The sequence below is a fragment of the Cryobacterium sp. Y82 genome, assembly GCF_002929495.1.
GTDB lineage: Bacteria > Actinomycetota > Actinomycetes > Actinomycetales > Microbacteriaceae > Cryobacterium > Cryobacterium serini.
Genome location: NZ_PJJJ01000031.1, coordinates 146043 through 167608, shown reverse-complemented (window position 1 = coordinate 167608; position 21566 = coordinate 146043). Strand labels below are relative to the sequence as shown.

The following is a 21566-nucleotide window of genomic DNA, read 5'->3' as shown; positions in this document are numbered from 1 at the left end:
AAAACGGCTACGCACTCTGCACCGCATTGAGATGGTGCAGGGTGCCACCGGCGTGAGATGAAAGCTGCGCCGGATGCGCGGCGAGTTCAGCCGCGTAGGCGGCGGCGCTGGCTGCTTCCGCCGCGGCAGCGTGTTCGACGGCGTGCCGCTCCTTCACCTGGCGGGCCACGTCGAACAGGTTCCACAGATTCTCCCCGGTCACCGAGACGCCGCGCGCACCGGAGCGCCGTGTGCGACCGCGCACGAGCATGTAATTGGTCTGGAACACTTGCCCGCCGACCCGCTCTTGCGCGTCGTGAAAGAACACGACATTCGCGACCGGGCCGGTGCCATCGTCGAGGCTGATGAACACCACGCGGCGGCCGCCGCGCATCGGCGGCGTGTTCGTGGCTCGCCGAACTCCGGCGAGCAGCACCTCGGTGCCGCCGGGCAGATTGCCGAGCTCACTCGCCGGGGTCACCCCCAACTCCTTGAACAGGGCGTGAAAGCGTTTCATCTGGTGTGACCCGACGGCCAGGTTCAGGTCCTGCAGCTCCAGGTCGGTCTGGGTGCGGCCGCGCAGTTCGAGTGAGGTGATGGCGCCGGCGCGGTCGCCGGAGTATCGCGGTACCGGTAGTTCCACCTCAAACGCGAGCTGGTCGGCGCGAATGACCACGGCGGTGCCGCGCAGCGACTGGATATGCGCGAGCAGTTCGTGCCGCCGGGTGCGGTCGTAGCCGATGAAGGTGTCGAGGGCGCCCACCCGGGCAAGTGCTTCGAAGGTGCGCCGCCTAGGGTGCACCCGGTCACGAAAGTCTTGCAGTGAGCCAAACGGCTGGTGCCGGGCAATGCGCTCCCGCTCCGCGTCCGTGCTGCCGACCAGTTCCGGCAGCGCCAGACGGATGCCCTGGCTCCCGTCGGCGAGATCCTCCACCCGGTAGTCCAGCGCGCTGGACTGCACGTCGAGGGGGAGTACGGGCACCCCGAGCACCCTGGCCTCGGCGACGATGAGGTCTTTGGGCCACATGCCAGGATCGTGGGTAAGAAGCCCGGCCAGGAAAGCGGCCGGGTGATGGGTTTTTAGCCAGGCGGACTGGTACGTAGGTAGGGCGAAGGCTGCGCCGTGCGCTTTGGCGAAGCCGAAGCTGCCAAACCCGGCCAGCACCGTCCAGACCTGGTCGATGACGGCAATGCTGAACCCGCGCGCCAGCGCCCGTTCGCGCACGTACTCTTCGATCTCGGGGAGTTGCTCGGGTTTACCCAGGTGGCGGCGAAAGACATCCGCTTTGCCCAGGCCGCAGCCGGTGAGTTCGTCGAACAGCCGCATCACCTGTTCGTGAAAGATGACAACGCCATTGGTTTCGCGCAAAATCGGCTCGAACCGGGGGTGAATGTAGTCGGGGGAGACCTCGCCATGCCGGGCCTGCAGATATTTGAGCGGCATATTGTTCTTCATCGGGCCGGGCCGAAACAGCGAGATCTCCACGGTGAGGTCGTTGAACACCTCCGGTTGCAGCTTGCCGACCAGCTCCATCTGGCCGGGCGATTCGATCTGGAAAATGCCGAGCGTGCGCGTGGAACGAATGAGTTCGAAGGTTTTCGCATCGTCGAGTGGTACCCGGTCGAGGTCGATACTCTCGCCGGTGAGTCGGTGGTGCTCTTCAACGGCGTGCGCCATCGCCGATTGCATGCGCACGCCGAGAATGTCGAGCTTGATCAGCCCCATCGGGTCCATGTCGTGCTTGTCATATTGCGACATCGGCAGGCCCATGCCGCTTGCCTGCACCGGGGTGCGGTCGAGCAGGCTCGCGTCGGAGAGGATCACGCCGCAGGGGTGCACCGAGATGTGCCGGGGGAGCCGGTCAAGCTTGGCGGTGAGGTCGACGAGCAGGTCGAGCTGTTGCGACTCACGCACCTCGGCGGCGAGGGCCTCGAGTTCGGGTTTCTCCTCGAGGGCGCGGCGAAAGTCGCGGGCGTTGAATCGCCACATCTGCTTGGCGATCACGTTGATCTGCGCGTCGGGCAGGCCGAGGGCCAGGCCGGCATCGCGCACGGCGCCACGGCCCCGGTAGGCGTTGGTCATCGACATGAGCGAGACCCGGTCGCTGCCGAAGGCACGAAACACCTCGCGGTAGATGTCGTGCCGCCTGGCCGACTCGACGTCGATGTCGATGTCGGGCAGCGTCTGGCGTTCGGGGGAGAGAAAACGCTCCCAGAGCAGTCCGTTCGCGATGGGTTCGACCGAGGAGGTGCGCAGCGCGTAGTTGAGCACCGAGCCGACCCCCGAACCGCGCGCCTGAATGCGGATGCCCATCCCGCGAATGATGTCGGCCACCCGGGATACCGTGAGGAAGTAGCTGGCAAAACCTAAGTGTTCGACCGTTTTCATCTCGTGGGCAAGCTGGGCGTGGGCCGCTTCGACCGCGCGCGAGCCGCTCGCGGAGTACAGGTCGGCGATACCGCTTCGGGCGCGCCGCCACAGTTCGGTGACCGGGTCGCCGGTGACGCCGATGATGCGCGCCTCCGGCATGCGCGGGCGCCCCAGCCCGATATCGAGAACCGGGTCGAGGCTGCACCGGTCGGCGAGCTGCTCAGTGTCACGCAGTAGCCGTTCAAGCGCCCCGTCATCGTGCAGACCGGCATCGACGACCATGCGGGCCACCTGGCGCATCGCTCCGGCCGGTTTGAGCCAGGCCTGGCCGTTGGTTTGGGGGGTTTCGAGTTCGGCCAGCGGCAGCAGGAAGCGTGCGGCATCGGCGAGATCGGCAGTGACCGCCTCGCCGGGCGTGCCGTACCGCACGGCATTACTGAGCACTGCGGGGAGCCCCGCGTTCTCGGCGAGGGCGAGCATGCGCGTGGCCGGGGTCACGCTGCCGACGGTGCCGCTTTCGGCCAGGTGACAGACGATTTCGAGCACGACGGCCTGGGCGGGCAGGGCCCGCTGCCAGTGGGCGAGCCGCGCCGCAGCATCTGAATTGTCGCGCCTTGCGATCGCGAGGCCGACGTCGGAGTCGGGGCCGAGCAGCACGGTGAGCGAGGCGAGGCCGGCCAGGTCGGCCAGGCGGGAGCGCGAAATGCTCGGTCCGGTACTGCCGGGCGTGAGCGCGGAGCGTTGACCGGCACCACCGTCGTGGGCGGAGCTGACTGCCCGGCAGAGCGCGGCGTACCCGCGACCGTTGGTGTGACCGTGGGCGAGCACGACCACTCGGCCGAGCGGGCGATACTCCTCGTCGTGCACGGCAAGTTCGGCGCCGAGCCCGGGGCGGATACCCACGATCTCGCAGGCTCGCACGTGTTTGACAGCTCCGTAGAGTCCGTCACGGTCAGTGACGGCTAGAAAATTCGCGCCCTGCGCGGCCGCCTGCTCGGCCAGAGCTTCGGGAAGCGTTACCCCGTAATGGGTCGAGTAGGCGCTCGCAACGTGTAGGTGCGCGAAGCTCGTCGCCAGTGCGTTGCTCATCCCCAGTCCAATGCTAAAGTCCAGGACCCGTCAATGCCGCGACGCAGGTCGTAGCGGTGCTGTTCTTCGCCGCCGCGACTGGCGTCGAGCCGCCACAGCTCGGTGTCGATGCGGGTGGGGGTTCCTTCGTTTTCCCACCACCGGGTGCGTTTGAACACCGCCTGCGGTTGTCCGATGACGGTGTGTTCGAACCGATTCCAGATGAATGCGCGCGGGTCGCCGTCGGGGGACAACTCAACGTCGACCGGTGCGTCAATAATTTGGGGCAAGGTGGGCTCCCTGGCTCGTGACGGGTGATAATGGTAAAAACCTGATGAGCGATGGTTAAAAAACTCCTGCAATGAGTTCGAACAAAATTTTGTTGAAACCAATGGCTATCGAATATTTCTTCTAAGTAAAAGTGTATGTCACCCCACCGACATGCGCCATGGGCGATTGCCCGCGGCCCAGCTGACGCTCGCGATCTACGATGGCCAGATGATCGAAGTAATACCGAACGGCAGTGCACCGACCGAAAGCTCACCCAGCACAGCGCAGATCACCAGGGAGCTCGCCCAGCGTCTGGTCGAACAACTTGCGCCGAGCCTGGTGCACAACGTGAACATCATGGATGCGACCGGCATGATCATTGGCTCGGTGGACGCCGCCCGCATCGGTACCCGGCACGATGGAGCCCGGGACGCGGCGTTCCGCGGCGAAGCAGTACACATTGCCCCCGGTGACGAACACCAAGGCACCCGGCCAGGCGTGAATATTCCGTTGATCCTCGACGGCCACGTCGTCGCGGTCGTGGGGGTCACCGGAACCCCCGCCGAGGTTCTGCCGGTCGCGCAGGTGCTCGTGCTGACCGTTCACATGCTGCTCACCCAGGAACGACTGCGCGACAACGCGTCGTGGCGAGAATCGGCGACCCGGGACATCCTCTCAACTTTGTCGCTGGGTAAGCTCACCGAAAGCCGCCTGATATCGGGATTGCGGGGCATCGACGTGCCCCTGCAGCCGCCGTGGAACCTGACCGGAGTTTTCAACAGGGCGCCCGGCGCGAACTCGTCGGTGTCGCTGCTGCGCCAGCTGCGCGAGCTCTCCGGGGTGGTGGCCGCCGATATCAACGGCGCCGTCTGGGTGCTGAGCGGATCGTCGACGGCGATCGGTTTGTCACTGCTCCGGCAACGCCTGCAACAGTCCCGCGTAGAGCCCCTGTGGTTTCTGACCGGGCGGGTCGGCGCGACGATGCCGCAACTCACCGGTGACGCGGAGCGCCTCGGCACGCTGCTGGCCCGGCCCGGACTCCTCGTCCCACTCACCACGCGAGCCGGCCCCGAGATTCGGCTCGACTCGCTGGGGCTCGAACTTGCGATCGCCGGCCTGCCCGACGCCATGATTGACGACCTCGCCGCGTCGGTACTCGCCCCGCTCAGTGACACCCTGCGCGAAACCGCCCGGGTGTTTCTCGGCAACGAACTGTCGATCGCCGGCGCTGCGCGAGCGCTCGGCGTGCACCGCAATACCGTCGTGCAGCGACTCGACCGCATCGAAGTGCTCACGACTTTCAACATGCGGCATTTCAGTTCCGCAGTCTCGATGCGGGTCGCACTGGCGGCCGACGACGCCCACTATGTGCACGGTACACAGTAATTGTCTCGAAACCCAGCGAAAAATGTGGGTTCATTCCACCTGAATATGTGCGCGATTGTGACCTAGCCTGAACTCATGAACGGTCGCCCGGCAGTGAAGCCGCTCACAATAGTCATCGCACCGGATTCGTTCAAGGGAAGCCTCAGTGCAGCAGCCGCCGCCGCAGCCATGGCCGACGGGGCCTGCGACGCCGCCATCGCTCTCGGTCTGCCGCAGGCCCAGATCACCCTCTGTCCGATGGCGGACGGCGGCGAGGGGACCCTCGATGCCATCGCCGCCGTCTGGGGCGTCGAACCCCGCACCATGCCCACCGTCGATGCGCTTGGCCGCAGCCGACTGGCCCACTATGCGCGGTCAACTAATGGCCGGGTCGGCCTGATCGAGGCGGCCGAGTCCAATGGTTTGCCGCTGGTAGCGGATGCCGCGCCCCAACCCCAGCGCGCCGACACCTTCGGCGTCGGTCTGCTCGCCCGGGAATTGCTCGATCAAAATGTCGAGGAGATTCTGCTCTGCATCGGCGGCTCGGCCAGCACCGACGGTGGAACCGGCCTGCTCGCCGCGCTCGGCGCACGCTTCCTCGATGCGGCCGGCGAAATCGTCGCTCCCGGCGGGGCCGGCCTGGTGCAGATAGAGTCAATCGACCTCGCCGGACTGCATCCGCACGCCCGCGCCGTGCGCTGGCGTGTTGCCGTCGACGTGAATAATCCACTCTGCGGCCCGACCGGCGCCGCCGCGGTGTTCGGCCCGCAAAAGGGTGCCTCGCCGAGTGACATTGCCGAGCTCGACGCCGGTCTGGCCCACCTCGCCGCCATCGTTCTGGACGAAACCGGCGAGGACATGACCAACCGGCCCGGTGCGGGAGCAGCCGGCGGTATACCGGCCACTCTGGTGCCGTTGCTTTGTGCCGAGCTGGTGCCCGGCTCAACCCTGGTAGCGGATGCCGTCGGTCTCGCCGAAAAAATCGCCAACGCCGACCTCGTTCTCACCGGTGAAGGCAGCTTCGACTCCCAATCCCTCGGCGGCAAGGTAGCCGTGGCTGTCGCTCGTCTGGCCCCGGCGGGATGCCCGGTCGTCGTCATCGCAGGACGGGTGGCGCTGCCTGCGGCCGACACCGCAGCATCCGGGGTCACCGCCGCCTTCTCGATCGCCGGCGGACCGGCGACCCTCGACGACCTGCAGCAACACGCGGCCGAACGCGTGCGCGACACGACGGCGCACGCCGTCACCCTCTTTCTTCAGTCCCACTAGTTGCCGCTCCACCCAGAAATAGAAAGGCCCTCTCAATGCTGAGCATCGCCATCCTGGTGACTCTCGTCGCCGCAATCGTCTTCGCCACCGCGAAGCTGAAAATCAATCCCTTTCTCGCTTTGCTCGCCGCCGCCTTAGTCGGTGGTTTCGCATTCGGGTTGCCGGTCGACACGATCGCCCCGACCATCACGACGGCCTTCGGCGCCACTCTCGGAAATATCGGTCTGATCATTCTGTTCGGCACCATCATCGGGGTGATCCTCGAGCGCACCGGCGCCGCCATCGCCATGGCCGAAGCACTCATTCGGGTGCTGGGCACTCGATTCCCGACCCTCACCATGAGCGTCATCGGCTTCATCGTGTCGATCCCGGTGTTCTGTGACTCCGGATTCGTCATTCTGAATTCGCTCAAGAAATCGCTCGCCGCCCGCGCCAAGGTGTCGCTGGTGGCGATGACGATTGCGCTGATGACCGGCCTGTACGCTACCCACGTGTTCGTGCCGCCGACCCCAGGACCGCTCGCCGCTGCCGGCAATCTCAACGTCATCGACCAGCTCGGACTGATCATCGGATTCGGCCTGATTGCCGCTGCGGTTTCTGCGGCGGCCGGGCTGCTCTGGGCGAACCGGTTCCTGACGAAGAACATCGAGCTCATGCCGGAAGTGGCCGGCGAAGAAGATGAGCAGGACTACGACAAGATTCGCGCCTCCTACGGCAAACTGCCCAACGCGTTCATGGCCTTTTTGCCGATTCTCGCGCCGATCCTGCTGATCTGCATCGCCTCGATCGCCAAGCTTCCCAGTCTGCCGTTCGGCGAGTCCGGCCTGTACCTAGCCGTTGTTTTTCTCGGCACCCCCGTTATCGCCCTGGCCGTCGGCTTGCTCGCCTCCCTGTTTCTCCTGCGGGGCAAGGGCAAGCTCGACATGTTCGGCGAACGCGTCACAGAGGGCATTCGCATCTCGGCACCCATCCTGCTGATCACGGCCTCCGGAGCTGCCTTCGGAGCCGTTCTCGCCGCTTCCGACCTCACCGACTTCCTCGGCAGCTCCCTGTCGACCCTCGGCCTCGGGCTCGCCGTGCCGTTCGTGATCTCGGCCGCACTCAAGACTGCCCAGGGCTCATCTACGGTAGCGATGGTGACCACCTCCGTGTTGCTGTTGCCCCTGCTGCCGGCGCTCGGTCTTGATTCTGACCTGGGCAAGGTACTTTCAGTGCTCGCGATCGGCGCCGGTGCCATGGTGGTCTCGCACGCCAACGACAGCTTCTTCTGGGTGGTGTCGCAGCTCAGCCGTATTCCAGTAGCGACCGCATACCGCACGCTCACCCCGGCCACGGCAATTCAGGGTGTCGCCGGTTTCGCCGCCGTTTGGGTGATCGGGCTCATCGTTTTGTAGCGCTATCAGCTTCAAGCGTTCATGTTCGGTTAACCCCCGGGACACCGAGCGGCGGCAGGGTAGGTCTGCCCCCAGTTCGGGGCTCACCCTAACCATGAGGAGCGCTCGCATGCTGAATCGTGAATCCACCGGCCCCCGCCAGCACGCGACCGATCGTGATCGGCCGTTGTTGCCGCTGCTTCCCATGGAGGGGCACACGCTCGGCAAGCGCAGCGCGGTCACCTGCCACCTCAAGTGCGCTGACGCCTGCTTCCACCCGGTGCCCAACGAGAGCAAGAACGACTACTTTCGCGACATCGTCGGCGCTGCCCTGAGCCGTCGTTCCCTGCTCGTGGGCGCGGGCGTGGGTGCTGCGGCGATCGTACTCGGGTCGGGCCAGTCGGTACCCGCCTTGGCGGCACCCGGCGGTCCAGCCAGCCGGGGCCTCGCATTCACGCCGATCGCGCCCGTTCCGGCCGCCGTCGACGCCTTTTCGGTGCCCGCCGGCTATTCCTGGAACCCCATCATCCGCTGGGGGGACCCGCTGTTCGCCGCCACCGATCGGTTCGACCCGGAACACCAGACGGCCGCGTCGCAGGCCCTCCAGTTCGGCTACAACAACGATTACCTCGACATCCTCGAGGGTCCGGGGCGCAAGGGGCGGGACGGCATCCTCGTCACCAATCACGAGTACACCAATGAGAACATCATGTTCGCCCCCGCCACCACACCGGCCGAAGCGGATGAGCAGCGTCGCATTGCCATGATGGCCCACGGCATGTCCGTGGTCGCCCTCGAACGAAAGCGCGCCGGCCAACCCTGGACCTACCGGGTGGGTGACCGCCTCAACCGGCGCATCACCGCGAGCACACCGTTCACCGTTACCGGTCCGGCCGCCGGCAGTGATCTGCTGAAGACGAAGGGCGACCCCACCGGCCGCACCGTGCTCGGCACCCTCGGCAACTGCGCCGGCGGCACCACGCCCTGGGGCACGGTGCTCTCCGGCGAAGAGAACTTCAACGGCTACTTTCGCACCACGGGCACCAGTGCAGCTGATGCCCGCTATGGCCTGGCCAACCGCCCCACCGGTCGGCTCTGGGAACAGATCGATGACCGCTTCGACGCCACTGTCGCCGGCAACGAGAACGAGCCGAACAGATTCGGTTGGATCGTGGAGATCGACCCGGAGGCACCGGACGAGCCCCCGGTCAAGCACACAGCCCTCGGCCGGTTCAAGCACGAAGGCGCCAACGTTATCGTCGGAAAGACCGGCCATGTCGCCGCCTACATGGGCGACGACGAACGCTTCGACTACCTCTATAAGTTCGTCTCCCACGACCGCTTCGACAAGAAAAAGAGCCCGAAGGCGCGCAGCCACAACAAATCCCTGCTCACCAGGGGCTCCCTGTACGTGGCCCGGTTCGCGGGCAACTCGCCGGCCGCCGAGATCACCGGCACCGGCCAGCTGCCGGCCGACGGACGCTTCGACGGCACCGGACAGTGGGTAGCGCTCGTCATCGACGGCGTCTGCCAGGTTCCCGGCTTCACGACGGATGATGCGCTCGTGAACACCCGCCTGGTAGCGGATGCCGTCGGCGCCACCAAAATGGACCGCTGCGAAGACGTCGAGCCGAGCCCGGTGACCGGCAAGATCTATGTCGCCTGCACCAACAACACCGATCGCGGCCTGCCAGGCAAGGAGGGTGCCACCGAGCCCAACCCGCGGGCGATCAACCGCGACGGCCACATCGTGGAGATCACCGAAACCGGATCTGATGTCACCTCGGTGACCTTCGACTGGAACCTGCTGCTCGTCTGCGGAAACCCGAAGACCAACACGAGCACCTATTTCGCCGGTTTCCCGAGCGACAAGGTGTCGCCAATATCCTGCCCAGACAACGTGGCCTTCGACACCGAGGGCAACCTGTGGATTTCCACCGACGGCGCACCGAGCACGATTGGATTCTGCGACGGACTGTTCAAGGTTCCGCTCGCCGGTCCCGAGCGCGGGCGGGTGCAACAGTTCCTCGCGGTGCCGCGCCAGGCGGAGACCTGCGGCCCGGTCATCCGCTCGGAGCAATCGATGGTTTATGTCGCCGTGCAGCATCCGGGGGAAAACGGCAACTGGGCTGCCCAGTCCAGCCGATTCCCCGACTACGTTGCGCTGGGGGCCACCGCTTCGGCTGGTGCGTGGGCGGGGCCGCGGCCATCCGTCGTGCAGGTCTGGAAGAGCTGATTCACTGCCCGTTCTGGTCGTTCCCTAGGCCAGAACGGGGGCCACGAACTGGGAGTTGGCCGATTGTAATTTCTGAGATCCGTGGTGGAGTAAGAGGGCTGTAGTCAGAATCGCAGCGCTCACCCAGTGTGGAGAAGGTCGTTTGGCCTGCTCCGCGAAGAAAAACGAGGAAGGTAGTTCATGACGGGGAACAGAGCAGTTGCCTACAAGAGCGCCGGAGTCGTCGAGGTCATTGACATCGACTACCCTACGTTCGAACTCAAAGACGGACCGGGCGTCAACCCGGCCAACGTCGGTCGGAAGGTGCCGCACGGCGTCATTCTCAAAACAGTGACCACCAATATTTGCGGCTCCGACCAGCACATGGTGCGTGGCCGTACGACCGCACCGGCGAACCTGGTGCTGGGTCACGAAATCACCGGCGAAGTGGTCGAAGCTGGCCCCGACGTCGAATTCATCAAGGTGGGCGACATCGTGTCGGTGCCGTTCAACATCAGCTGCGGTCGCTGTCGCAACTGCAAGGAACGCAAGACCGGTATCTGCCTCAACGTCAACCCGGACCGTCCGGGTAGTGCATACGGCTACGTCGACATGGGCGGTTGGGTGGGAGGCCAGGCCGAGTACGTGCTGGTTCCCTACGCCGACTGGAACCTGCTGAAGTTTCCTGACCGGGACCAGGCGCTCGAAAAAATCATGGACCTCACCATGCTCTCCGACATCTTCCCGACCGGATTCCACGGGGCATACAGTGCCGGTGCCGGCGTCGGAACGACCGTGTACGTGGCCGGAGCTGGCCCGGTGGGCCTCGCGGCCGCCGTCTCGGCGCAGCTGCTCGGCGCGGCCGTCGTCATCGTCGGTGACATGAACGCGGATCGTCTCGCGCAGGCCCGCAGCTTCGGCTGCGAGACCATCGACCTCAGCAAGGGCGAGCCTGGGGAGCAGATCGAGCAGATCCTCGGCGTGCCGGAGGTCGATGCCGGTGTCGACGCCGTGGGCTTCGAGGCGCGTGGTCACGGTAAGGACGCCGACCACGAGGCTCCGGCGACCGTGCTCAACTCGCTCATGACGGTTACCGCTGCCGGCGGTGCCCTCGGCATTCCGGGCCTCTATGTCACGGGTGACCCGGGGGCCAAGGAAAAGGCTGCCCAGGTGGGCTCGCTGTCGATTCGGCTGGGCCTCGGCTGGGCCAAGTCGCTGTCCTTCACCACGGGTCAGTGCCCGGTGATGAAGTACAACCGCCAGCTGATGATGGCGATCCTGCACGACAAGGTACAGATCGCCAAGGCCGTGAACGCTCAGGCCATCAGCCTCGAAGATGCCCCGCGTGGCTACGCCGAATTCGACGCCGGCGCGGCGACGAAGTACGTGCTGAACCCCAACGGGTACGTCAAGGGCTAGTAACAGGTAAGCGGATGCCCCGCCCGGGAACTCTCCCGGGCGGGGCATTCTCGTATCGGCGTCCATCAGCATCCGCTTAGAACCGGAGTTCTGGGCATCGCCGTGCGGGACGCGGGGTTAGGGTGGAAACATGACCGGCGCCGACCTTGCACTTCCAGCTCCGCGCTTCTATCGAGAGCGCGCGGACATTCCATTGAACCTCGAAACACCTACCGGCACCGTGACCGACCGGATGAACCGACCGTTGCACGACCTGCGCCTGAGCGTCACCGACCGATGTAACTTTCGCTGTGTGTATTGCATGCCGAAGGAGATCTTCGGTCGAGACTTTGCGTTCATGGAACATGACGAACTCCTCAGCTTCGAAGAGCTGACCCGGCTCGCGCGCGTGGCCGTTGCCCATGGCGTTGAGAAGATTCGGCTGACCGGCGGTGAACCACTGCTGCGCAAGGGGCTCGAAGACCTCATCGCCCTGCTGGCCGAGCTGCGCACTCCCGATGGACGTGAGATCGACATCGCGCTCACCACCAACGGGTCGGCGCTGGCCGTCAAGGCGCAGGCGCTCAAGGATGCCGGCTTGAAACGAGTAACCGTGTCGCTCGACTCGCTTGACGACACCACGTTTCGCACCATGAACGACGTGAAGTTTCCCGTGGCGAAGGTACTGAACGGCATCGACGTGGCCGAAGCGGTCGGCCTCGGCCCGGTCAAGGTCAATATGGTGGTACAGCGCGGCAAAAACGACCAGGACATCGTGGCCATGGCCCGCCATTTCAAGGACACCCCTCACATTTTGCGGTTTATCGAATTCATGGACGTCGGCACCAGCAACGGCTGGGAGATGGGCGCTGTCGTGCCGTCGAAGGACGTGATTGCGCGTATCCATGCCGAGTTGCCGCTCGAAGAGATTGCTCCGAACTACACTGGCGAAACCTCCCGACGCTGGCGCTACCAAGACGGCGGCGGCGAGATCGGCGTCATCTCGAGCGTGACCCAAAACTTCTGCCAGACCTGCTCGCGGGCGCGGGTATCGACTGACGGCAAGTTGTTCACCTGCCTATTCGCCACCGAAGGCCACGACCTGCGGGCTCTTATGCGTGGCGGCTGCTCCGACGCCGAACTCTCCACCGTCATGGCGCACCTCTGGCGGGAGCGCACCGACCGCTATTCGCAGCTGCGGAGCGCGAAGACCAGTGAGCTGCGGGCATCTGGTGCCAAGAAAATCGAAATGTCCTACATCGGCGGCTAATCGGCAACGCTGGAGTGCGGCAACGGCACCAGCGTGGGAGACTTTAAAAATGAACAGAATTACCGCACGACGCAAAATTACCCGAATCACCGTTGGTGCCCAGCCTCTGGCTGGTGAGGACCTGCTTGCGGTCGAAGAACCCCTGGAAATTCGAGTGAACGGCCGCCGCCTCGCCGTCACGATGCGTACCCCGGGTAACGACATCGACCTTGCGGCGGGGTTTCTGGTCTCGGAGGGCGTCATCACGCAGGGTGAAGACTTCAATTCGGCCCGCTACTGTGCGGGGGCCGTCGATGGAGTCAACACCTATAACGTGCTCGATGTCACCCTGGGCGCGGGCGTCGCGCCACCGGCACCGAGCCTGGAGCGCTCCCTCATCACCAATAGCTCCTGTGGCCTGTGCGGCAAGGAGAGCATCGACGCCGTGCGCACCAAATCAGTTTTCGAGATAGCCCATGACGCGGTGCGAGTGACTGCCGAAGCGTTGACGACTTTTCCCGAGAAGCTGCGCGCCGGACAGAACGTGTTTGAGAAGACCGGCGGCATTCACGCTGCCGGACTGTTCGATGCCGCCACCGGCGAACTCCTCGTTTTGCGCGAAGATGTCGGCCGGCACAACGCCGTCGACAAGGTCATCGGCTGGGCGGTCAAAGAGAACAGGCTGCCGCTGACCGGCACCGTGCTAATGGTGTCGAGCAGGGCGAGTTTTGAACTCACCCAGAAAGCCCTGATGGCGGGCATTCCGGTGCTCGCGGCGGTCTCGGCGCCCTCGTCGCTCGCCGCGGAGTTCGCCGCCGAGGTCGGCATGACCCTCATCGGCTTTCTCCGCGGCAACTCCATGGTCGTCTACGCCGGCGGCGACCGGATCGTCGACGCACAGCGTGACGAGCAGGCCGCCTAACTCAGGCTAGGCGTCGGCGCCGGCTGCAACAAAGCGCACGGTCATGGCCTTGTAACCCGGGGTGTTCGATTCGCGGGCCACGAGTTCGCGGTGCATGAGCGCGTTCGCCTCTGGAAAATATGCAGCCGCGCAGCCGCGCGGTGTCGGATAGACCACGAGTCGGAACGTGTCGGCACGACGCTCAACGCCCTGATACGTGCTGATCACATCGACCATGTCGCGGTCGGCGAAGCCCAGCTCGGTGACGTCGTCTTCGTGGATGAGGATGACGCGACGGCCGTTCTTGATGCCGCGGTAGCGGTCATCAAGTCCGTAGAACGTGGTGTTGTACTGGTCGTGGCTGCGGATGGTCTGCAAGATCAGGTGACCCTCTGGCGCCGACAGGTACTCGATCGGGCTCACCGTGAACCGGGCCAGCCCAATATCGGTGGCAAAGCTCCGCGTGTCGCGCGGCGGGTTAGGCAGCACGAATCCATTCTTGGTCTTGAGCCGAACATTGAAATCGACAAAGCCGGGAATGACGCGGGAGATGTGGTCACGAACGACGTCGTAGTCTTCGGCCATCGCCTTCCAGTCGACCGCATGGTCGTCTCCGAGCGCGGCGTGGGCCATGCGGGCGATGATCACCGGTTCGGCCAGCAGGTGCTCCGACACCGGGTCGAGGCGTCCCTGCGTGGTGCGAACGACCGACATGGAGTCTTCCACCGAGAGCACCTGGCGGCCAGACGGATGCTTGTCATCGGTATCCGTACGGCCGAGCGTCGGCAGAATGAGCGAGGTCAAACCGTGCATGACGTGCGAGCGATTGGGCTTGGTGGAGACGTGCACGGTGAGACCGACGCGCTGCATGGCCTTCTCCAGCAGGTCAGTGTCGGAGCAGGCCAGGGCGAAGTTGCCGCCCATGGAGACAAACACGTCGACGCGGTCGTGCACGAAGGCATCCACCGTGTCGACGGAGTCGAGGCCGTGCTCGCGAGGGGACACGATGCCGAACTCGGCGTCGAGCGCGGCGAGCATGGCCTCTTTCGGCTTTTCCCACACACCCATGGTGCGGTCGCCCTGCACGTTGGAATGGCCGCGTACCGGGCACGCTCCGGCGCCGGGCTTGCCGAAGTTGCCCTGCAGGAGTAGGAGGTTGATGATCTCCTTGAGGGTGTTCACCGAGTGTGGCTGCTGGGTCAGTCCGAGCGCCCAGCAGATGATGGTGGCCTTGCTCGCGATGAGCAGCTTCGCCACAGTCTCGATTGCGGCACGGTCCAGGCCGGTGGCTTTCTTCGTCTCGGCCCAGTCGATCACCGAACGAGCAGCGCGGTAGGCCTCGATCCCATCGGTGTTCGCGGCGACGAACTCGTGGTCGATGACCGACCCCGGTACGCGGGCTTCCTCCTCGAGCAACAGATGACCGAGCGCCTGGAACAGGGCCAGGTCACCGCCGACCTTGATCTGCAGAAACTCATCAGCCAGGTTGGTTCCCTTGCCAACGACGCCCTTCGGAGTTTGCGGGTCCATGAAGTTGAACAGTCCCGCTTCGGGCAGAGGGTTGACGGCCACAATCTTGCCGCCGTTGTCCTTGCATTCGGCCAAGGCCGACAGCATGCGCGGGTGGTTGGTGCCCGGGTTCTGGCCGACCACAAAAATGAGTTCAGCCTGGTGAATGTCCTCGAGCGAGACCGTGCCTTTGCCGATGCCGATCGTGGGGTTGAGCGCTGAGCCGGAGGACTCGTGGCACATATTGGAGCAGTCGGGCAGGTTGTTGGTGCCGATCGACCTGGCGAACAATTGGTACATGAACGCCGACTCGTTGGCGGTGCGGCCAGATGTGTAGAAAACGGTGCGATCGGGTACAGTGGCGCGAATCTGCTCGCCGATGAGCTCGAAGGCATCGTCCCAGGAGATTTGCGAGTAGTGCGTATCGCCTGGGCGGATGACGACGGGGTGCGTGATTCGGCCCTGGTTGCCGAGCCAGTATTCGGTCTTGGTGGCGAGCTCGGCGATGGAATGCTTTGCCCAGAACTCGGGCGTCACCGTGCGCAGCGTGCTCTCTTCGGCGACGGCCTTCGCGCCGTTTTCGCAGAACTCTGCGGTCTTGCGGTGTCCCTGCGATTCCGGCCAGGCGCATCCGGGGCAGTCGGTGCCGTCGCGCTGATTGAGGCGCAACAGGGAACGTGCGGTGCGCACGATACCAGCCTGGGCGATACCCCGATCGAGCGCCACTACTACGGCTTCGACGCCCGCCGCGTGGGTCTTGGGGGCCGTGACGACAAGATTATTTTCGTTGATGTCGTCGATAGGTGCTGAACGTGTCATGTACCCATCCTGCCTTGCCGGATAGGGGAATTCCCCCGAATCATAAAATGGGTAACATTTTGGAACGAAGTTTGCTCCGTGGATCATCTAGGATTGCCTCCGCAGACCATTCAATCTATTTGTTCGCGGAGTACGTTCACGGTCCTCGTGGACAGCCGAAACGCACAGCAGAGTCGCTATCGCCTTACCGGCAGCAAGGACGCCCCATGAGCTGGCTCGATCGAGACCGCACTATTGCCCCACCCGGATTTAATCGCTGGCTGATTCCGCCGGCCGCACTGGCCGTGCACCTCTGTATCGGCCAGGCGTACGCCACGAGTGTCTACAAGACGGCGCTCGTGGCGCACTTCGAGGCCAGCCTGGTGCAGATCGGGGTGATCTTCTCAATCGCCATCGTGATGCTCGGTCTGTCGGCGGCCATCATGGGCACCTGGGTCGACACCAACGGGCCGCGCAAGGCCATGTTCGTCGCGGCTCTGTTCTGGTCGGGCGGATTCCTCATCGGTTCGCTCGGAATCTTCACGAATCAACTGTGGCTGGTCTACGTCGGCTACGGCTTCATCGGTGGTATCGGGCTCGGCATCGGCTACATTTCGCCCGTTTCGACGCTCATCAAATGGTTTCCGGACCGTCCGGGACTCGCCACTGGCATGGCCATCATGGGCTTCGGAGGTGGCGCGCTCATCGCCAGCCCGTTGTCGACGGCGCTGCTTGCCCTCTATGACCCCAACTCCGGGACGGCGAACTGGGTGGCCAGTGGCGATTCCGTGGGCAAGCTTTTTCTTACCCTCGCCGTGGTCTACCTCGCGTACATGATGTTTGGCGCTTTCACAATTAAGGTTCCGGCTGCTGATTGGGTGCCGGCCGGATTCGATCCGTCGAAGGTGCGTGCTAAGGCCCTCGTCACGAACAACCACGTTTCAGCCAAGAATGCCATTCGAACGCGTCAGTTCTGGCTGCTCTGGGTGGTCTTGTTCTGCAACGTTACGGCCGGTATCGGCATTCTCGAACAGGCTGCACCGATGATCCAGGACTTCTTCCGGCAGAACGACGGCAACTCACTGGTCTCCGCGACCGTTGCCGGTGGTTTTGTCGGCTTGTTGTCACTGGGCAACATGGGTGGACGTTTCGCCTGGTCAGCCACGTCGGACAAGACCGGGCGTAAGAACATCTACATGATGTACTTGGGCGTAGGCACGGTTTTGTACCTGCTGCTGGCCCTCTTTGGATCGAGCACGACAGTGCTCTACGTTCTTCTGGCCTTCATCATCATCTCGTTCTACGGTGGCGGTTTCTCTACCGCTCCGGCTTACCTGCGGGACCTGTTCGGAACCTTCCAGGTGGGAGCCATCCATGGCCGGCTGCTGACAGCCTGGTCGGCGGCCGGTATTGCCGGTCCGCTCATTGTTAACTCGTTCCTGGACGCGCAGGGCGCTCCGGGTGAGTTGACGGCAGCGGCCTATCAGCCGGCCCTGCTCACCATGGTCGGGCTGCTCGTTGTCGGCTTTGTGGCGAACCTCTTCGTGCGACCGGTTCACACCGACTTTCATGAACCCGAAAAGCCGCTCGCCGGTGCAAAAGTAAAGAAGGCGCACGCATGAAGGTTCTAAAAGTCATCGTGGCTTGGGCGCTGGTGGGGATTCCGCTGGCCTACGGCATTTCTCAGACACTCGCGAAGGTGACGGCCCTGTTCGGCTAAACCCGGCCTGTGCAGATATAAACAGATAGAGCCATGCCCCATTCACTGGGGCGTGGCTCTATTTTGCGTGTTCAGTGCGTGGTGCCGATCAGGGCAGTTTGTCACCCCGAGCGCCCTCAATCATGCAATGATGGCGAATGGGGAATTCGCTAACCTGGCTAGGTATGCCTGATTTGTGTGTTTCTGTTTTGGGGATCCTCACCGTTTCTCGACCTGAAAGTGCCGAAATTCAGCCATTTTCACTCGCGACAACCCCGAATTGCCACGATTGATCCGCGGAGTTTCACGAAAAGGAGCAGCCAATGGCTACCCACACCGCACTGGACCACCAACGATCCGCCGCAACGTTGCTCGAAGGAATCCGACGCGCCGACGACCTCACCGTGGCAGCCAGCCGCGATGGGGGCGCCCGAGCTGTGCGACTGCTCGCCCAAGCTGCGACCGATTTGAGCGACCAGCTCACCGCTATCGCCGCCGTGCACGCGCTCGCCCAGGTCTTCGACGACTCTGCCGATGAGGTGTTGGTGGCCCTCCTAAACCACGACTCTGCCTTTCTGCGCGAGCATGCAGCCTGGGCCTTCGGTACCCGGCTGCCGCGCTACGACGCGATCGCCGGCCTGGCTACCCTGGTTCGGCAGGGCGGCTTCTCCGGCATGCTCGCCCAGCGCACCCTGGAACAGTGGGGCTCTTCGGCCGCGGACCAGGTGGCCCTGCTCCTGGAGGGTTCGCTGTTCGGCATCACTGAAACGGATGCCCGTGCCCGCCTAATCGAGACCATCGGCCTGATTCCCGGCCGCGTTCCTGAACGTCTGCTGCGCCGGGTGGCCACCGACAGCGCCGAGAGTCTGGGCGCTCGTGCCGCCGCAATCGCCGGCCTCGGCGACCGTGCCCCAAATGAAGTCGTGCTCGGGTTGCTCAGCGCTCTCGCGCATAACAACACTGCTGCCGGTGATGAGATCGAACTCGCAGCCGTAGCCCGGCTGGCACTGTTCGATCTCACCGCGACGGCCGCGCCGCGTCCGAAATGGAACCGGGGCACGACGATCGCCCAGCTGTTCCTGCACGCCGATATTGACGGTGAACTCTCCCAGGTGGGTGTCGGCGACAACGGCGGCATCGCAACCCTGCTGGTCCGGCTCGGAGACGCCCTCGTCGCCGGGGCAACCGGCCAGCCGGGCGGCGAAACCCTGAGTGCCGCGGCATCCGCTCTGCGTGCGCCGTTTGTCGATAGTCGTTTCAGCGCTGGCCGCGCGATGGAAAAAGACTCGGTAGAACGGGTCATCACCATGTCGCGCGGCACGCACGAGTCGGCGCTCAGCGGCCTGGCCGATGTCGGGAGGCCGCGGCGTGGGCACTCATTCGCGGTGATTCCGTTCGTCGGCGACGCAGTCCCATCGATCGATGCGTGGCCTCGGCGGGTTGCCGCGCAACGCGGCATTCGGCGCATCCTACGCTCGGCCGGTGTGGTCGATGCGATTCACCTGCGCATGGCCGACGTCGGCAGCCTCGCCGCGGCAACAGTGGCGCGGGACCTGGACATTCCCGTCGTCTTCACCGTCGCGCCAGACCCGCACGGCGTGATCGACTCCCTCGAAGCGAATGGCGCGCTCACCCGGGCCAACTTCGGCACCATCGATGCGGTCGAGCACTTCTGGTTTCGCGCCCGCCTCGTGCAGCGGCTCGCCGCGGATGCCGCTCACACCGTGCTGTTTCCGCGTCCGCGACTGCAGCAAGATATGCAACGTCTCACTGGAATCGACATTGACGCTCACCCGGAACGGCACTCGGTCATTCCCGAGGGGATTGATCTTGCGGTAATCGACCGCTCCCGAACGGATGCGCTCGGCTCGCTCGGACTGACCGGCGGAAGTCTGCTGGTTTCGAAGGACGCCCACGATCGCGCCGCCGCCGAACCCGCTGCGCTCGCCTTTCACCAACTCGACGCCCTACTCGGCACCCTGCCTCAGCCCCGGCGCGGACTGCCGTTGCTGATCAGCGTCGGTCGGCTGCACCGGGTGAAGGGCATGGCCGCTCTGGTCGAAGCCTGGAAGGGGAACGCGACCCTGCAACAACGCTGCAACCTGCTTATTGTGGGCGGCGACCTGGAGCATCCGTCGTTTGATGAGGTCGCCGAGCTGGCGCGCATGGCTCGCTCCCTGCCTGATGCTGGTCTTGACGACGCTGCCTCCCACGGCCTGCTGCTGGCCGGGCATCGCCCCAACGACACCGTGGCGCGGTGGCTGGCCGCCACCCGCTACGGCCGGCCCGGCCTGGCAGCACCGTTCGGGGTGTACGTCTGCGCGAGTATGAAAGAGGAGTTTGGAATTGCCCTACTCGAGGCAATGGCCACCGGACTCACGGTGGTTGCGCCAAATGGCGGTGGACCGGCCACTTACGTCGAGCACGGAGTGACCGGCATTCTCGTCGATACCGGTGACGGGGCCGCTCTCGCTCGCTCCATTGCTGAGGCCGTGGACCTTGCTGCCGGAGCGCAGGGCGGCGCCAATGCGGCCCGAGCCCGCAGCATGGTGGCGAACAATTTCACGATCGAGGCGATGGCGTCGGCACTCAGCGCGGTTTACCACGACGTCGCAGTGGCGACCGAGCCGGTGGCCTGGGAACTGAGCGTGTCGTGACCCTGCTGATCATCAGCCCGGACTACGCCTCGCACCTGTACCCGCTCGCAACGCTCGGCGTAGCCTGGGCGCAGGCTGGCGAACGCGTCGTGGTGGCGAGCGGGCCGGCCACGGCTGACATCGTCGCCTCGTTCGGGTTTGAACGAGAGAACCTGCAGCTGGGCCGCGGCTCCAACCCCGGCACGATCCGGGTCGAGCAGCAGCCCACCGGCGAAGATGACGCTCTGCGAGGATTTTTCGATGCGACCCGCCGCGGCATGGTCGAGACGCTGCGCTTTCAGGCCGGGGCGCGCAGCAGCGACCTGCTCTACAACCCGGTCGTAATTGCCCGCGAGGTGCAGCGCATCGTCGAGCGGGTGCGGCCAGATCAGGTCATCGTCGACCACCTCGCCTTCAGCGCGAGACTGGGCTTGCTGAGTGCCGGTGTGGCGCACGCGGACGTCGTGCTCGGGCATCCGTCGGCACTGCCGGTTGGCGTGGAGGTCTACGGTCACCCGCCGACCTGGCCCGCGGTGTTCTCGCCTGCCGCCTCGGAACTGGCCCTGCTAAAACGGCAGTGCGTGGCCGTGCGCGACTCGTTTACGGCCCAGTGGAATGACGCCCTGTGCGAGCTCGACCCTCACGCCGAGCCGAGCCTGGACGCCTTCCAGGAATCGGGCGACGTGCTGTTGCTCAACTATCCGGCCGAACTGCACGCGCCGGGGCGAACGAGCCAGCTGCCGCCCCACGTGTTTCTCGGGTCCGCGGTACGCTCCGAGGCCGTCGACCTCGAGGTCGAGGCCTGGCTGGCGGCCGATTCTCGGCCCGTCGTCTACGTGAGCTTCGGAAGTTTTCTCTCAGTGCGCGGTGATGTGCTCGCGCGCGTCGCCGCAGCCCTCGGCGCCCTGCCGGTTCGGGTAGCCATCGCCACCGGGGTGACCGACCCCACCGAGTTGGGCCCCATTCCGGACTCCTGGCTGGTGCGCGGGTTTTTGCCGCAGGTGCGCCTGCTGCAGGAAGCTGCCCTCGCAGTGACACACGGCGGCAACAATTCGGTGACCGAGGCGATGACGGCCGGAGTTCCGCTCGTCGTGCTGCCGTTCTCCACTGACCAGTTCGCCGGTGCGGCCGCCCTCGATACGGCGGGCTTCGGCGAATCCCTGCCGCCCAATACCGCCACGGTTCTCGACCTGCGGGCTGCCTGCGAGCGGATGCTGCGCCTCAGCGCCGACACGAGTGGCGACGCGCGCGTCCGTCTCGACGCCCTCGCGCTGTCGCTGACCCGGCAATCCGGGGCCGAGCGGGCCTACGCGGCGCTGAGCCGGGTGTCGGTTCGGGGGTAGCTCAGAGGGATCACAGCTTCGTCGCGCCGGGCGGTCTTGTAACTTCGCGGGGCCAAGAAGTTCGGGGAGTTCCACTGCTTTTCGGGCCCAGGCCCGGAAAGTGGGCCCACGATAGATCATGGG

Annotated in this window: 13 protein-coding genes; 10 read left to right on the top strand and 3 right to left on the bottom strand. The window is 64.8% G+C overall.

The window, feature by feature from the left end:
* Positions 1-7: 7 nt before the first annotated feature.
* Together CXY70_RS08675 and CXY70_RS08670 are read right to left on the bottom strand one after the other, a co-directional pair.
* On the bottom strand, positions 8-3439 hold the full coding sequence (locus tag CXY70_RS08675) for a DNA polymerase III subunit alpha (RefSeq protein ID WP_104191964.1): 3432 nt from the start codon (positions 3437-3439) through the stop codon (positions 8-10).
* Positions 3436-3708 (bottom strand): hypothetical protein, encoded by a 273-nt coding sequence (locus CXY70_RS08670; RefSeq protein ID WP_104191963.1) that lies wholly within the window; start codon positions 3706-3708, stop codon positions 3436-3438. The genes CXY70_RS08675 and CXY70_RS08670 overlap by 4 nt, the downstream gene beginning before the upstream one ends.
* A 208-nt stretch (positions 3709-3916) precedes the next feature.
* Between CXY70_RS08670 and CXY70_RS08665 the strand changes: the two genes are divergently transcribed.
* The 7 genes from CXY70_RS08665 (at position 3917) to fdhD (ending at position 13479) form a co-directional block, all read left to right on the top strand.
* Positions 3917-5074 carry a sugar diacid recognition domain-containing protein gene (locus CXY70_RS08665; protein WP_158250939.1) on the top strand — a complete coding sequence of 386 codons (1158 nt, stop codon included), beginning with the start codon at positions 3917-3919 and terminating at the stop codon, positions 5072-5074.
* Between the two features lie 75 nt (positions 5075-5149).
* Complete coding sequence (locus tag CXY70_RS08660) at positions 5150-6322, top strand: glycerate kinase (protein ID WP_104191961.1); 1173 nt, start codon at positions 5150-5152, stop codon at positions 6320-6322.
* Between the two features lie 35 nt (positions 6323-6357).
* Positions 6358-7716 (top strand): GntP family permease, encoded by a 1359-nt coding sequence (locus CXY70_RS08655; protein ID WP_104191960.1) that lies wholly within the window; start codon positions 6358-6360, stop codon positions 7714-7716.
* Between the two features lie 184 nt (positions 7717-7900).
* On the top strand, positions 7901-9931 hold the full coding sequence (locus CXY70_RS08650; protein WP_233205853.1) for a PhoX family phosphatase: 2031 nt from the start codon (positions 7901-7903) through the stop codon (positions 9929-9931).
* 180 nt (positions 9932-10111) lie between these two features.
* On the top strand, positions 10112-11329 hold the full coding sequence (gene fdhA / locus CXY70_RS08645) for a formaldehyde dehydrogenase, glutathione-independent (RefSeq protein WP_104191958.1): 1218 nt from the start codon (positions 10112-10114) through the stop codon (positions 11327-11329).
* Positions 11330-11561: 232 nt separating this feature from the next.
* Entirely contained in the window at positions 11562-12578 is a 1017-nt protein-coding gene (gene moaA / locus CXY70_RS08640; RefSeq protein ID WP_233205852.1) for a GTP 3',8-cyclase MoaA, read from the top strand.
* A gap of 49 nt (positions 12579-12627) precedes the next feature.
* Positions 12628-13479, top strand: a complete 852-nt coding sequence (gene fdhD, locus CXY70_RS08635; RefSeq protein WP_104191956.1) for a formate dehydrogenase accessory sulfurtransferase FdhD — start codon at positions 12628-12630, stop codon at positions 13477-13479.
* 6 nt (positions 13480-13485) lie between these two features.
* Here fdhD and CXY70_RS08630 read toward each other — a convergent pair whose 3' ends face one another.
* Complete coding sequence (locus tag CXY70_RS08630) at positions 13486-15786, bottom strand: FdhF/YdeP family oxidoreductase (protein WP_104191955.1); 2301 nt, start codon at positions 15784-15786, stop codon at positions 13486-13488.
* Between the two features lie 206 nt (positions 15787-15992).
* Here CXY70_RS08630 and CXY70_RS08625 point away from each other — a divergent pair, with 206 nt between their 5' ends.
* From CXY70_RS08625 to CXY70_RS08615, 3 genes are all read left to right on the top strand, one after another.
* Entirely contained in the window at positions 15993-17387 is a 1395-nt protein-coding gene (locus tag CXY70_RS08625; protein ID WP_104191954.1) for an OFA family MFS transporter, read from the top strand.
* 400 nt (positions 17388-17787) lie between these two features.
* Entirely contained in the window at positions 17788-20121 is a 2334-nt protein-coding gene (locus CXY70_RS08620; RefSeq protein WP_104191953.1) for a glycosyltransferase, read from the top strand.
* Positions 20118-21443, top strand: a complete 1326-nt coding sequence (locus tag CXY70_RS08615) for a nucleotide disphospho-sugar-binding domain-containing protein (protein ID WP_104191952.1) — start codon at positions 20118-20120, stop codon at positions 21441-21443. The genes CXY70_RS08620 and CXY70_RS08615 overlap by 4 nt, the downstream gene beginning before the upstream one ends.
* Positions 21444-21566: the final 123 nt, after the last annotated feature.